Source organism: Methylobacterium nigriterrae, from assembly GCF_037106235.1.
Lineage (GTDB): Bacteria > Pseudomonadota > Alphaproteobacteria > Rhizobiales > Beijerinckiaceae > Methylobacterium > Methylobacterium nigriterrae.
The window spans coordinates 1-13,522 of the sequence record NZ_JBAWTG010000011.1 but is presented as its reverse complement, the minus strand read 5'-3'; the positions used below and the strand labels follow the sequence as shown (position 1 = coordinate 13,522).

Sequence of the window (13,522 nt, the reverse complement as noted above, 5' to 3'; positions counted from 1 at the left end):
ATCAATGCTCTAACGGCGAGCATCCGATCGTGACGGGACCGAAGGCCCCCGCAGATCCGGCCCGCTCCAGGCTGCGCCGCCCGCCTGACCACGCTGCGGCGCGTGCCGAACGGCGCGTGCGGAGAGCTCGGACCGGCCGGCCCGTCCAGAGCCGGACCGCGTGAGGGCCACCGCCAAAAAGAAGGGGCTCGGCCGTGAAGGCCGAGCCCCGAACCTTGAGAAGCAACGCCCCGGATTTCGCGTTCGCGCCGAACCGGATCCCGACCGGACGCGAGCGCGATCCCCGGATCAGCCGCTCTTAGAAGTCGCGCTGCACGCGCACGCGGACCTGACCGCCGTCGTAGGACGAGACCGTCCGGACCGCGATGCCGGCGTTGATCTGAGCCGCGCTGACGCCGAAGTTCTTGTTCAGGTCGGTCACGCGGCCCTGCTGGACGCCGATGCTGGTGTACATGCCCTCGACGCCGATATCGAGATCCTTGACCGGGGACCAGATCAGGCTGGCGCCGGCATAGACCTGGTAGGTGTCGCGCAGAACCTGGCTGAGCAGGAAGCTGCGGGTTCCGGGGACGCCCGGCGATCCGGCCAGGGTGGTGCCGCCGATCGTGGTGGCGAGGCCCTGGGCGATGCGGGCGCCGGGAGCGAAGTTCAGCTCGCCGTAGCTCGCGAAGAAGGCCGACCGCCACTCGGGCGACCAGTAGTGCAGATACGAACCGACCACGGTCCAGCTCGTGGAGAGCTGCATCTTGCCGGTCACCGGGTTCAGCGTCGCGTCGCTCAGGTACTGCTGGAACGGCGAGCCCTGGAGCGAGGTCGTGTTCGAGATGTAGGTGCCGGTATACGCCTGGTAGCCGGTGTAGACCGTCGCGCCCTCGCCGTAGGCGCCCTGGAGGTAGAGCGTGTCGCCGGGCGAGACGTAGGGCATGTTGAGCTTCAGGCCGCCCTGGACGGCCCAGCCGTACTCGGTGGGAACGCGCGCCCGCACGGCGGCGTTCGCGGCCGTCAGCGGAACGCCGGCGCCGGGTCCGGTGGTGCCGAGGAAGCTGCCCGGGATGAAGTTGCCGACGTTGACGTCCTTGACGGCGGCCGAGATCTGGGCCGAGCCCCAGGCCGCGTCGTAGCGCAGGGCGCCGACGAAGTCGGGCATCCGGTTGCGCTCGATCACGTCGACGAAGCCGACGCCGGTGCCGGCGCCCGCGGCGTTGAAGCCGAGGAAGACGGGCGCGGGCGCGTTGCTCGCGCCGAAGGTCGCGAAGGTCGAGCTGCCCACGATCGCCGCGACGGCGCCGTTGGCGGGCGAGTAGACCGTGTTCTTGCGGAAGGTCGGGTCTTCCACCGACAGGGTGGCGGTCAGGCCGTCGCCGAGCTTGGCCGTGTAGGCGAGGAGGTTCGTCGAGGCGACGTCCGAGCCGAGCGTGCCGGCCATGATCTCGAAGTCATGGGCGTAGAAGTCGAAGAACGACGAGGCGCGACCGGCCGTGAAGCCGGCGAACTGGATGAAGGCCTTGTCGACGTTCACGAACTGCTGGGCGCGGCCGAACTGATCCTGGCCGAGGGCCGGGAAGGCGTTGCCGATGCGCTGCTGCGTGCCGGAGTTCAGGGTCGGGTAGCCGGTGCGCGACGCCATCTCGATGCGGGTGAAGGCGCGCAGGGTGCCGTAGGCCGTCTGGGTGCGGGCATCGACGTTGAGCCGCAGCAGGCCGCGGTAGCCGGTCGTGTCGCCGGCGCCCTGGTTCCGGCTGAAATTCGTCTGGTAGCCGGCCTCGAACCGCGCGCGTCCCGAGACGCGCAGGCAGGTGTCGGTGTTAAAAATGTAGAAGAACCCCGCTCCGTAGGCGCCTCAAACGCGAACGTACTCGACGGGTACGGCCTTCTTGACCGGAAGATCTGCCGCCTGCACACCGCTCACGACTGACAGACAGGCCGCAGTTCCAAGAAGTGCGGTCTTCAGGAGCTTCATTACAACCTCCAATGGTTTCGAGACCGAACGGGCGATTTGCGCAATCGACCTGCGCTGCCCTTGTTGCGTTCGTTTTCTTATGTCCGACCCAGATTCCGGAGCGTTCGCACGCGAACTGGTTCAGCCCATTTGCGCCAGCACATTGTGTGAAGGAGGTAGCTTGAGCAACACGGATTCGTGACTCCGGCAAAGGTTCCATAGGGCTGTTGCCGTGCTGCCACGTCGCGGAAGGCGGCTCATCGTCCCCGCAAGACCGCAAGGCGGATCCCCGCTCGTCCGCTCCGGGCGGATGCGCGGCCCGGGCGCCGCGGAGCCGTGCGGCCGGACGCGGAGGCGACGGCGCCACGCCGAATCGCTGGCACCGCGCGCCCGATTCGCAGGAATGGCCGCGGGATCGCGCCGCATGGGGGCGGGGACACGCGCCGGTCGCGGCTGCTCCCCGAGCGGAACGGTCCCCCGCGAATGCGGGCGAGCCCTGTGGATCCTCTGCCCAGCCTCTCCTATAGACCTCGCCCGGCCCGCCATCAGGATGCCCGACGACACGTCCGCGATGCGGCCCGGACAATTCCGGGACCCTGGCGGGCGCGGCCGATCCGGTCACCGGCGGCGCAGGAATTCGGGGGAAGCCCATTGACCGAGACGACCGCGATCGCGTCGGCCCAGGCGTCGTCACCGACGGGGCTCGGCGCGGACCACCTCGCGCCTCACCTCGACGGGGCCGCGCTCGGCCTGGCCTGGACCGTACCGTTCGCCGGCCTCCTCCTCTCGATCGCGCTTCTGCCGATGCTCGTGCCCCGGCTCTGGGAGCACCATTTCGGCAAGGTCGCGGCCCTGTGGGCCGCCGCCTTTCTCCTGCCCTGCGCCGCCCGCTTCGGCCCCGCGACGGCCGCGGTGGAGATCTGGCACGCGCTCGCCGTCGAGTACCTGCCGTTCATCCTGCTGGTGTTCTCCCTGTTCGTGGTCGCGGGCGGCATCCGGATCGTCGGCAACCTCGTCGGCACGCCCTTGACGAACACGGCGATCCTCGGCGTCGGCACGCTGGCGGCGAGCCTGCTCGGCACGACGGGCGCCGCGATGCTGCTGATCCGGCCCCTGATCCGCGCCAATCAGGGCCGGCGCCGCAACGCGCATGTCTTCGTGTTCTACATCTTCCTCGTCGCCAATATCGGTGGCTCGCTGACGCCGCTCGGGGATCCGCCGCTCTTTCTCGGCTTCCTCAAGGGCGTCGACTTCCTCTGGACCATGACGGCGCTCGCCGGCCCGATGGCCTTCGCGAGCGGCCTCCTGCTGGCCCTGTTCTACCTCATCGATCGCCTCGCCTGGCGGCACGAGACCGCCGCTCGGCCCGCGGGCCGCGGGCCGCGCCGGATCGAGATCGAGGGATTGCACAACATCCTCTATCTCGCCGGCATCATCGCGGCCGTCCTCGCCAGCGGATTGTGGCGCTCCGGAATCCGGGTGCCCCTCGGGTTCGGCGTCGAGCGGCCGCTCGAGGGCCTGGTCCGCGACGGGCTGCTCCTCGCGCTCGGGCTGCTGTCGTGGCGCACGACGCGGCGCTCCATCCGCATCGAGAACGCCTTCGCGTGGACGCCGATCCAAGAGGTGGCGATCCTGTTCGCCGGCATCTTCGCGACGATCATCCCGGTCCTCGCGATCCTGCGCGCCGGGCCGGACGGCTCCCTCGCGCCCCTGATCGCGCTGGTGGGGCGGCCCGACGGCACGCCCGTCGATGCCGCCTATTTCTGGTTGACCGGCGGCCTGTCGAGCTTCCTCGACAACGCGCCGACCTACCTGATCTTCTTCAATCTCGCGGGCGGCGATCCAACAGTATTGATGGGCCCGCTCGCGCGCACGCTGACAGCGATCTCAGCCGGCGCCGTATTCATGGGCGCAAACTCGTATATCGGCAACGCGCCGAACTTCATGATCAAGGCGATCTGCGCGGAGCGCGGCATCCGAATGCCGAGCTTCTTCGGCTACATGCTTTGGTCGGGCTGCATCCTGGTGCCGCTCTTCATGCTCGTCACGGTGGTTTTTTTCGCGGATTGAGGCCCGTTACAAACGCTGGGCAATCTCGTTCGAGGGGCTGTTCTCGGCTTGGGTTCAAGCTATGGGTGTACAGCGGAACTGAAACGGCGGTTCCGCGAGGGAGGATGGGATGCCCCTGCTCGGCCTGAGCCGGTTCATCGACGCGTTCAACGAGCGGGTCGGCAAGCTCGCCGCCTGGGCGATCGTCGCCGCCGTGGTCGTCTCGTCGCTGAACGCCATCGTGCGCAAGGTGTTCGGCACCTCCTCGAATGCGTGGCTCGAGCTGCAATGGTACCTGTTCGGCGCCGTGTTCATGCTGTGCGCCGCCTGGACGCTCAAGGCCAACGAGCATATCCGCATCGACATCCTGTCGAACCGCCTGTCGAAGCGCGGGCGCGACCTCGTCGACGTGTTCGGGCACCTGTTCTTCCTGCTGCCCTTCGTGGCGGTGATGCTCTACCTCTCGACGCCGTTCTTCCTGCATTCCTTCGAGTCGGGCGAGGTCTCCACCAACGCGGGCGGCCTCCTGATCTGGCCGGCCAAGGGCCTGATCCTGGCGGGCTTCTTCCTGCTCGCCCTGCAATGGCTCTCGGAGCTGATCAAGCGGATCGCCATCCTGACCGGGCACCTTGAGGATTCCGGAAGCGCGGGCGGCCACCATGCCGCGGCCGAGGCCGAGGCCGAGCGCCTCGTCGCCGACCTCGTGATCGAGCCGCACGCGCCGGGCCAGCCCCGGCCCTGACCCGCGCCTCCGCACTCCCGTCCCACGCCGCGCAGAAATGATCTCCCATGGCCGAGCTGATCGCCCATAACCTCGCGCCGATCATGTTCGCGGCGCTCGTCGTGTTCCTGCTCCTCGGCTACCCCGTCGCCTTCGCGCTCGCCGCCAACGGCCTCCTGTTCTTCGTCGTCGCCGTCGAGCTCGCGCCCTACGCGCCGGACACGATCACGCTGTCCTGGCCCCTCCTCCAGGCCCTGCCGGAGCGCGTCTTCGGCGTGATGTCCAACGAGGTGCTGCTCGCCGTCCCCTTCTTCACCTTCATGGGGCTGGTGCTGGAGCGATCCGGCATGGCCGAGGACCTGCTCGACACGATCGGCCAGCTCTTCGGCACGATTCGGGGCGGCCTCGCCTACGCGGTGATCTTCGTGGGGGCGCTGCTCGCGGCCACGACCGGGGTGGTCGCCGCCTCCGTGATCTCGATGGGCCTGATCTCGCTCCCGATCATGCTGCGATACGGCTATGACCGGCGCCTGGCCTCGGGCGTCATCGCGGCGTCGGGGACGCTCGCGCAGATCATCCCGCCCTCCCTCGTCCTCATCGTCATGGCCGACCAGCTCGGCCGCTCGGTCGGCGACATGTACGAGGGCGCCTTCCTGCCCGGGCTCATGCTCTCGGGCCTCTACGCGGGCTACGTCTTCCTGATCACCCTGGTCTATCCCAAGGCCGCGCCGGGCCTGCCGCGGGAGGCGATCGGCTACCGCGAGCCGAACGGCGCCCGCGGCGTCTGGCAGCTCGGCGTGCTGGTCCTCTTCTCGGCGCTGGTCGGCACGGCGATGATGCGCCAGACCGGCACCAAGGCGGGCGCCGACTACGTCATCCTGACGATCTGCGTGGCCACCGTCGTGGCGCTGATCTGCGCCGTGATGAACCGCTTCCTCGGCGTGAAGAGGCTCGTGCTCTCGGCCGTGCTCGCGCTCGCCCTCGCGGCCGGCAGCCTCGCCCTGCGGCAGGCCCAGGCCGGCACCCTCAGCCTCCTCGCCGAGCTCGTCGCTGCGGGCGCCGTCTACGCCTTCGCGGTCGGCCTGATCGGCCGGCTCACGGGCCTGCGCCTGATCTCGCGCATGGCCGAGCAGGTCACCTTCGTGATGGTGCCGCCGCTCCTGCTGATCTTCCTCGTCCTCGGCACCATCTTCATCGGCATCGCGACCCCCACCGAGGGCGGCGCCATGGGCGCGGTTGGCTCGCTCGTGCTCGCGGGCATCAAGCGCTGGCTCGACCGCAATCCGGCCCGCCTCAATCTCGGCATCGTCAAGCAGGCGACCGAGTCGACCGCGAAGCTGTCCACCTTCGTGCTGTTCATCCTGATCGGAGCACGCGTCTTCTCGCTGACCTTCTACGGGGTCAACGGCCATGTCTGGGTCGAGCACCTGCTCACCAGCCTGCCGGGCGGCCAGATCGGGTTCCTGATCTTCATCAACGTGCTGATCTTCCTGCTGGCCTTCTTCCTCGACTTCTTCGAGCTGGCCTTCATCATCATCCCGCTGATCGGCCCCGCCGCGGACAAGCTCGGCATCGACCTGATCTGGCTCGGCGTGATGCTCGGCGTGAACATGCAGACGAGCTTCATGCACCCGCCCTTCGGCTTCGCCCTGTTCTACCTGCGCTCGGTGGCCGCCAGGGTGCCCTACATCGACCGGGTCACCGGCCGCCGGATGGAGCCGATCACGACGGGCCAGATCTACTACGGGGCGATTCCCTTCGTGGTGATCCAGTGCGTCATGGTCGCGCTCGTCATCCTGTTTCCCGGCATGGTCACCCACTACAAGGACTCGGGCACCAAGATCGACCCGGCCGCGGTCCAGCAGCAGCTCGACAGCCTGCCGGGGCTCGGCGGGGGCGAGCCCGGCGGCGAGGCGCCGCCCATCGACCTCGGGCCGCCCAAGATCGAGTGAGCCGTCGGGCCGCTCGCGCGTCATCGGCAAGAAAATCAGGGAGGACACCATGAAGAGACGCGAATTCCTGCAGAGCGCCGGCCTCGGCGCCGCAGCCATGGGCGTGGCCGCGCCCGCCATCGCCCAGTCGGCCCCCGAGGTGCGCTGGCGCCTGAGCTCAGCCTTCCCGAAATCCCTCGACACGATCTACGGGGCGTCCGACGTCTTCGCGAAGTTCGTCTCGGAGGCCACCGACGGCAAGTTCGTGGTCCAGCCCTTCGCGGCGGGCGAGATCGTCGGCACCTTCCAGACCGCCGACGCGGTCGGCAACGGCACCGTCGAGATGGGCCATACGGCGGGCTACTACTACGTCGGCAAGGACCCGACCTTCGCCCTCGGGGCGGCCGTGCCCTTCGGCCTCAACAGCCGCCAGCAGAGCGCGTGGCTCTACCACGGCGGCGGCAACGACATCGTCAACGCCTTCATGGCCAAGCAGAACATCTACGCGCTGCCGGGCGGCAACACCGGCACGCAGATGGGCGGCTGGTTCCGCAAGGAGGTCAAGACGGTCGCGGACCTCCAGGGCCTCAAGATGCGCATCGCCGGCATTGCCGGTCAGGTCATGGCCAAGCTCGGGGCGGTGCCGCAGCAGGTCGCGGGCGGCGACATCTACCCGGCGCTGGAGCGCGGCACGATCGACGCGGCCGAGTGGATCGGGCCCTACGACGACGAGAAGCTCGGCTTCAACAAGGTCGCACCGTTCTACTACTATCCGGGCTGGTGGGAGGGCGGCCTGACGCTGCACTTCTACATCAACAAGGCCAAGTGGGAGAGCCTGCCCAAGACCTACCAGTCGGTGGTCCAGTCGGCCGCGATGGCGGCCAATCTCGACATGCAGGCCAAGTACGACGCGCGCAACCCGGCCGCGCTGCGCCGGCTGGTCGGCACGGGCGCGCAGCTGCGCCCCTTCTCGAACGAGATCATGGAGGCCGCGCTCAAGGCCGCCAACGAGGTCTACGCGGAGATCTCGGCCAAGAACCCGGACTTCAAGGCCGGGTACGACAGTCTGCGCGCGTTCCGCGGCGAGGAGTACCTCTGGTTCCAGGTGGCCGAGTATTCCTACGATTCCTTCATGATCCGCAACCGCACCAAGGGCTGAGCGGAACCGGGCGGCGCCGGCAGGGGCCGCCCGGCCTGCCCGAGGCCGAACCGCACGGCGTCCCCGCCCGTTCCTCACCACGGGGCGCGCCCGGTCCGGCCGCCATCGCCGAAAGGCCGCGACGAGGATGCCGGATCGGGACGCGACGGACGAGGCGCTGACGGCACCCGCGGTCGCGCGCAACCGCGACGCGATCCTCGCCGTCCTGCGCCGCGTCCTGCCGGAGGCCGGCACCGTTCTCGAGGTCGCGAGCGGGACGGGCGAGCACGCGGTCCACTTCGCGGCCGCGCTCCCGGGGCTTCGCTGGCTGCCGAGCGACCCCGCGCCCGCCGCCCGGCGCAGCGTCGCGGCCCATGCCCGCGCGTCCGGCCTCGCCGGCATCCTCGCCCCGCTCGACCTCGACGCGGCCTCGGACGCCTGGCCGGTGGACCGGGCGGATGCCGTCCTGTGCATCAACATGATCCACATCGCGCCCTGGGCGGCGACCGAGGGGCTGATGGCCGGCGCGGCGCGGGTGCTGCCGGAGGGCGGGATCCTGGTCCTCTACGGGCCGTTCCGGGAGGGCGGGCGCCCGACCGCGCCGAGCAACGCGGCCTTCGACGCGGACCTGCGCGCGCGCGACCCGGACTGGGGCCTGCGCGACCTCGAGGCGGTCACCCGGGCGGCCGAGGCATGCGGACTGACCTTCCGCGAGCGCGTCGCGATGCCGGCCAACAACCTGTGCCTGATCTATCGCAGGACGGGACCGGTCCGCTGATCCGCGCCGGAGCGCTTTTCGCCGAAGGGGCCACCCGTGCGGCGGGAAAATGCGACGCCACGAGGAGCTGGAGCGCTTTTCGCGATCCGGAGATCATGGGAATCCGGGGATCATGGGAACGCCCTAACGGACGGGCCGGCTCGCCAGCCGCTGCAGGGCGAGAAGCCCCGCCGACCAGGCGAGCGACACGCCGAGCGCGGCGAGCAGCGCCCGCGCAACGCCCCAGGGCTCGACCAGGAGGTGCAGCGTCAGCAGCGTCAGGCCGAAGCCGAACACGCCCCGGATCGCCGTGACCGCGAGCTGCGCCGTCGCCGCCCCGCCGACACGGGGATGCAGGATGACGATCGTGCTCGTGAGCGCCACCGGAAAGGCCGCGATCACGCCGGTCCGGGCCGGGCTCAGCACCGAGCTTGCCGCGAGCACGGCCGTGACGAACAGGGCGACGGCCGCCGCGCGGATCAGGAGGTCGAGCCAGCGCCGCGCCGCCACGGCGCTGCGCCGGTAATCCGTCCGCCTCCCCGTCCGGAACAGGGCGGCGCCGAGGCCATACACGGCGCCGTTGAGGGCGAGGGCCGCGAGCGGCGTCCAGGCGATCTGGCTGACGAGGAGGGCACCGGCGAGCCAGGCCAGCACGGCCGCCCCGAGGGCGCGCGGCTGCGGGCCGGCCGGGGCGAGCCGCGCGTAGACGATCAGGAAGGCGCCGGTCGCCGCGTTGGCGGCGAACCCGTTGAGCGCCGCCCCGGCGATGAAGGCCGGCTCGTGCTGGAGCGCCATGAAGGCGTAGGCCGGACCGGCCGTGACCGGAAGGCTGATGATCAGCGCGCCCCAGAACGGGCCCGCGGCCTCGGCGAGCGCGGATGCCAGCACGACGACGAGGCCGGTGGTCAGGGCCCGCGCGAGGACGGGCATCCAGAGGGAGGCGGTCATGGCGATCGTCCGCCGGCTCCGCGCCCGGGATGCGCGGGCGCCGTTGCCATCCCGCTTCGGCCCGGACCGGTCCCTACCGCGCCACGTCGACGACGATCCGGCCGCGGACCTGGCCGGCCATGAGGCGCTCGGCGGTCGGGATCACCTCCGACAGGCCGATCTCGGAGGTCATGGCGTCGAGCTTGGCCGGATCGAGGTCGCGGGCGAGGCGCGCCCACGCCTCCAGCCGCTCGGGCCGCGGGCACATCACGCTGTCGATGCCGACGAGGGTGACGCCCCGCAGGATGAAGGGCGCGACCGAGGCCGGGAAGTCCATGCCGCCCGCGAGCCCGCAGGCCGTGACCACGCCGCGGTACTTCGCCGAGGCGCAGACATGCGCGAGCGCGTGGCTGCCCACCACGTCGACGGCGCCGGCCCAGCGCTCCTTGGCCAGCGGCTTGGCCGGCCCGGAAAATGCTGCCCGGTCGAGGATCTCGGCCGCGCCGAGGCCCCGCAGGTAATCCGCCTCCTCGGGGCGGCCGCTCACCGCCGCCACCGTGTAGCCGAGGCCCGACAGGAGGGCGATCGCCGTGCTGCCGACGCCGCCCGCCGCCCCCGTGACCACGATCTCGCCCTTGTCCGGGCCGACGCCGTGGCGCTCCAGCGCCATCACGCAGAGCATGGCGGTGTAGCCGGCGGTGCCGATCGCCATGGCCTGGCGCGGCGTGAAGGCGTCGGGCAGCGGCACGAGCCAGTCGCCCTTGAGCCGCGCCACCCGGGCGAGCCCGCCCCAGTGGGTCTCCCCGACCCCCCACCCGTTCAGCACGACCCGGTCGCCGGGGCGGTAGCCGGGATGGGCGGAGTCGCGCACGGTGCCGGCGATGTCGATGCCCGGCACCATCGGGAAGCGGCGCACGACCGGACCCTTGCCGGTGATGGCGAGCCCGTCCTTGTAGTTCAGCGTCGAGTAGGCGACCTCGACCGTCACGTCGCCCTCGGGCAATCGCGCCTCGTCGACCTCCCGGAGGCCGGCGCGGGTGCCTGCCTCGTCCTTCTCGATCAGGACCGCCTGGAACATGGGGATCTCCGTCTTGCTGGGCCTGCCGCCTCAGCGGCCGATGAGGTCGAAGAAGCCGTCGGCGAACAGGTCGAGGGGAGCGGGGTCGCGCTCGAGCTTGGCGCGCAGCACCGCCCCCTCCCAGCCGATCCAGAAGAAGGCGGCGAGCCGCTCGCAATCGTGGTGCGGCCCGATCTCGCCGGCCGCCTGAGCCGCCCGCAGCAACCGGGCGGTGCGCGCCTGCCAGTCGCCGAGGACATCGCGGAGCTGGCCCCGGAAGTGCTCCGGCAGCGCGCCCATCTCCTGGCCGAGATTGCCGACGACGCAGCCGCGCCGGAAATCGTGGCGCGCCATGCCGGCCCGGGCCTCGTCGACGAAGCCGCGCAGCCGCCGCAGCGGCGACGTGCCATCGTCGCGGAAGGCGCGCTCGAGCCGGCCCGCGAAATAGGTCGCGTAGGCGTCGATCAGGATCGCCCCAAACGCGTCCTTGCTGGCGAAGTAGTGATAGAACGAGCCCTTCGGCACGCCGACGCCGCGCAGGATCTCGTCGAGGCCGGTCGCCGAGAAGCCCTTCTCCGAGAGGGCGGCGACGCCCGCCCGGATCAGCGCCTCGCGCGTCTCGCCGTAGCGCGGCACCCGCTTCGGGGGCCGGCCGCGGCGGCGCGGCGGCGCGGCGGCGTCGATGGTCAGGGCGCGGGTCACGCGCCGATTATTGGACCGATCGGCTAGAAAAACAAGCTCAGCCGGCCCGCCCCGGCGACCAGGCCGCCGCGGGCGCGTGGGCATCCTCCAGCACCATCCGGGCGCCCTTGTCGGCGATCATGATGGTCGGGGTGTTGGTGTTGCCCGAGGTGATGGTCGGCATCACCGAGGCGTCGATCACCCGCAGCCCGTCGAGGCCGATCACGCGCAGGCGCTCGTCGACGACGGCGAGCGGGTCGGAGGGCAGGCCCATCTTGGCCGTGCCGACCGGGTGGAAGATCGTGGTTCCGATATCTCCCGCGGCCCGGGCGAGCGCCGCGTCGCTGTCGTCGACCTCCGGCCCCGGCAGGTATTCCCGCGGCCGGTAGGCGCCGAGCGCGGGCTGGCGCATCAGGCGGCGCGTCACCCGGATGGCGTCGGCCGCGACCCGGCGATCCTCCTCCGTGGCGAGGTAGTTCGGCGCGATGACGGGCTTGGCCGCCGCGTCGGGGGCGCGCAGCCGGACCGTCCCGCGCGAGGTCGGGCGCAGGTTGCAGGCCGAGACCGTGACCGCGGGGAAGCGGTGCAGGGGGTCGCCGAAGCGGTCGAGGGAGAGCGGCTGGACGTGGAACTCGAGGTTCGCGCGCTCGTGCTCGGGCGAGGAGGTGGTGAAGATCCCGAGCTGCGAGGGCGCCATGGTCAGGGGGCCGCGCTGCAGCAGGGCGTATTGCACGCCCATCAGCCCGCGCCGGACCAGGGAATGGTAGGTCTCGTTGAGGGTGCGCACGCCGCTCACCGCGTAGACCGCCCGCTGCTGCAGATGGTCCTGCAGGTTGCGGCCGACGCCGGGCCGGTCGAGCCGGGTGGCGATGCCGTGCGGCCCGAGCCACTCGCCCGGGCCGATGCCGGAGAGATGCAGGATCTGGATCGAGCCGATCGCGCCCGCCGACAGGATGACCTCGCGGCCCGCGCGCGCCTCGACGAGGCGGCCGCCCTGGCGAAAGCGCACGCCCGCGGCGCGCCGTCCCTCGAGGACGAGCCCCTCCACCTGCACGCCGGTCTCGAGCCGCAGGTTCGGCCGCCTCAGGGCCGGCTTGAGGAAGCCGCGCGCCGCCGACCAGCGCAGGCCCCGCTTCTGGTTGACGTGGAAATAGCCGACCCCCGTATTGTCGCCGGTGTTGAAGTCGGGGGTGGCCGGGATGCCCATCTCGACGGCCGCCCGCGCCAGCGCGTCGAGCACGGCCCAGCGCAGCCGCGGCGCCTCGACCCGCCACTCGCCGCCGGTGCCGTGGTGCTCGCTCTCGCCGAGGAAGTGGTCGTCGAGGCGCCGGAATACCGGCAGCACGTCCGACCAGCCCCAGCCGGTCAGCCCGAGCTGGCGCCAATGGTCGTAGTCGGCGGCCTGGCCCCGCATCGAGATCATGGCGTTGATCGCCGACGAGCCGCCGACGACCTTGCCGCGGGGATACCGGAGGGAGCGCCCGTTGAGGCCGGGCTCGGCCTCGGTCTCGAACATCCAGTCGGCGCGCGGATTGCCGATCGCGAACAGGTAGCCGACGGGGATGTGGAACCAGATCCAGTTGTCGCGCCCGCCCGCCTCCAGGACGAGGACGCGGTTGCGCGGGTCGGCCGAGAGCCGGTTGGCGACGACGCAGCCCGCCGAGCCTGCGCCGACCACGATGTAGTCGTAGGTGCCCTCCAGCCGCGCCTGCACCGTCATGAACGCGCTCCCGAGGGTCGCGCCCGCGCCGTTCCGAGCCGCGGAGCGGGTGCGATCTGGCTAGAGAATGGACCGCCGAAGGGGCTGCCGGTTCGGCGCAAAAGATGCGGCTTCATAAGGGGTTAGTGCGTTTTTTCGTGATCCGGGGATCATGGGGACGCTCTAGACCGGTCGTCTCCTGAAGGCAAGCGCGGCCCGCCCTGCCCGCGCATCGGGATCGCCGTCCGCAGCCGGGCTGGAAACGTTTCCATGCGTCGTTGGCATGCCAGGCCCGCTCGACGCATGATTGTGCGCTGCGGCGCCCCGTGGGAGACACCCGACATGCACCGTGGCGATGGCGTCGCCGGGGTGTCGCCCGTCTGGGCGTTTCCTCCCTAGACTTCGGGCCGCTCCTTCGGGAGCGGCCTTTTTTATGGCCCGGGCGCTGCGCGGCAGCGCTCTCCCGTCGGAGCGGATGCCGGTCGGGCCTCGCCGCGCCCGCGTCACCGGAGCCCGAGCCCCGCGATCAGCGCGAGGCTGATGGCGATGAGCACGACGAGCGAGGCCGTGACCGCGGCCGTGACGCGGCCGCCGACCCGGACCAGGACCCGCACGTCGACCCC

General features: G+C 71.0%; 9 protein-coding genes and 1 pseudogene. 5 read left to right on the top strand and 5 right to left on the bottom strand.

The window, feature by feature from the left end; all coding sequences use genetic code 11:
• Window positions 1–298: 298 nt before the first annotated feature.
• Window positions 299–1,960 (bottom strand): annotated as a pseudogene (locus tag WDW90_RS08595) (porin).
• Window positions 1,961–2,590: 630 nt separating this feature from the next.
• On the opposite strand from WDW90_RS08595, the gene WDW90_RS08590 reads away from it, so the two are divergent.
• The 5 genes from WDW90_RS08590 (at window position 2,591) to WDW90_RS08570 (ending at window position 8,556) form a co-directional block, all read left to right on the top strand.
• Entirely contained in the window at window positions 2,591–4,009 is a 1,419-nt protein-coding gene (locus tag WDW90_RS08590) for a sodium:proton antiporter (RefSeq protein WP_336486974.1), read from the top strand.
• A 109-nt stretch (window positions 4,010–4,118) separates the two neighbouring features.
• Window positions 4,119–4,730, top strand: coding sequence for a TRAP transporter small permease subunit (locus tag WDW90_RS08585; protein WP_336486973.1), 612 nt, complete (start codon window positions 4,119–4,121; stop codon window positions 4,728–4,730).
• A 47-nt stretch (window positions 4,731–4,777) separates the two neighbouring features.
• Window positions 4,778–6,661 (top strand): TRAP transporter large permease, encoded by a 1,884-nt coding sequence (locus WDW90_RS08580; protein ID WP_336486972.1) that lies wholly within the window; start codon window positions 4,778–4,780, stop codon window positions 6,659–6,661.
• 49 nt (window positions 6,662–6,710) lie between these two features.
• A complete protein-coding gene (locus tag WDW90_RS08575) occupies window positions 6,711–7,799 on the top strand; it encodes a TRAP transporter substrate-binding protein (protein WP_336486971.1) in 1,089 nt (362 codons plus the stop codon).
• Window positions 7,800–7,926: 127 nt separating this feature from the next.
• Complete coding sequence (locus WDW90_RS08570; protein ID WP_336486970.1) at window positions 7,927–8,556, top strand: DUF938 domain-containing protein; 630 nt, start codon at window positions 7,927–7,929, stop codon at window positions 8,554–8,556.
• Window positions 8,557–8,679: 123 nt separating this feature from the next.
• Here WDW90_RS08570 and WDW90_RS08565 read toward each other — a convergent pair whose 3' ends face one another.
• The 4 genes from WDW90_RS08565 to WDW90_RS08550 form a co-directional block, all read right to left on the bottom strand.
• Entirely contained in the window at window positions 8,680–9,483 is an 804-nt protein-coding gene (locus tag WDW90_RS08565; protein WP_336486969.1) for a hypothetical protein, read from the bottom strand.
• A gap of 73 nt (window positions 9,484–9,556) precedes the next feature.
• Window positions 9,557–10,540 (bottom strand): acrylyl-CoA reductase (NADPH), encoded by a 984-nt coding sequence (acuI, locus tag WDW90_RS08560; protein WP_336486968.1) that lies wholly within the window; start codon window positions 10,538–10,540, stop codon window positions 9,557–9,559.
• A gap of 30 nt (window positions 10,541–10,570) precedes the next feature.
• Window positions 10,571–11,221, bottom strand: a complete 651-nt coding sequence (acuR, locus tag WDW90_RS08555) for an acrylate utilization transcriptional regulator AcuR (protein ID WP_336486967.1) — start codon at window positions 11,219–11,221, stop codon at window positions 10,571–10,573.
• A gap of 37 nt (window positions 11,222–11,258) precedes the next feature.
• Complete coding sequence (locus WDW90_RS08550; protein WP_336487074.1) at window positions 11,259–12,914, bottom strand: GMC family oxidoreductase; 1,656 nt, start codon at window positions 12,912–12,914, stop codon at window positions 11,259–11,261.
• Window positions 12,915–13,522: the final 608 nt, after the last annotated feature.

What these genes read in the sequence shown, in the direction of transcription:
- WDW90_RS08585 (WP_336486973.1), top strand. Translation starts at nt 4,119, where the DNA reads ATGCCCCTGCTCGGCCTGAGCCGGTTCATCGACGCGTTCAACGAGCGG.
- WDW90_RS08580 (WP_336486972.1), top strand. Translation starts at nt 4,778, where the DNA reads ATGGCCGAGCTGATCGCCCATAACCTCGCGCCGATCATGTTCGCGGCG.
- WDW90_RS08575 (WP_336486971.1), top strand. Translation starts at nt 6,711, where the DNA reads ATGAAGAGACGCGAATTCCTGCAGAGCGCCGGCCTCGGCGCCGCAGCC.
- WDW90_RS08570 (WP_336486970.1), top strand. Translation starts at nt 7,927, where the DNA reads ATGCCGGATCGGGACGCGACGGACGAGGCGCTGACGGCACCCGCGGTC.
- WDW90_RS08565 (WP_336486969.1), bottom strand. Translation starts at nt 9,483, where the DNA reads ATGACCGCCTCCCTCTGGATGCCCGTCCTCGCGCGGGCCCTGACCACC.
- acuI (WP_336486968.1), bottom strand. Translation starts at nt 10,540, where the DNA reads ATGTTCCAGGCGGTCCTGATCGAGAAGGACGAGGCAGGCACCCGCGCC.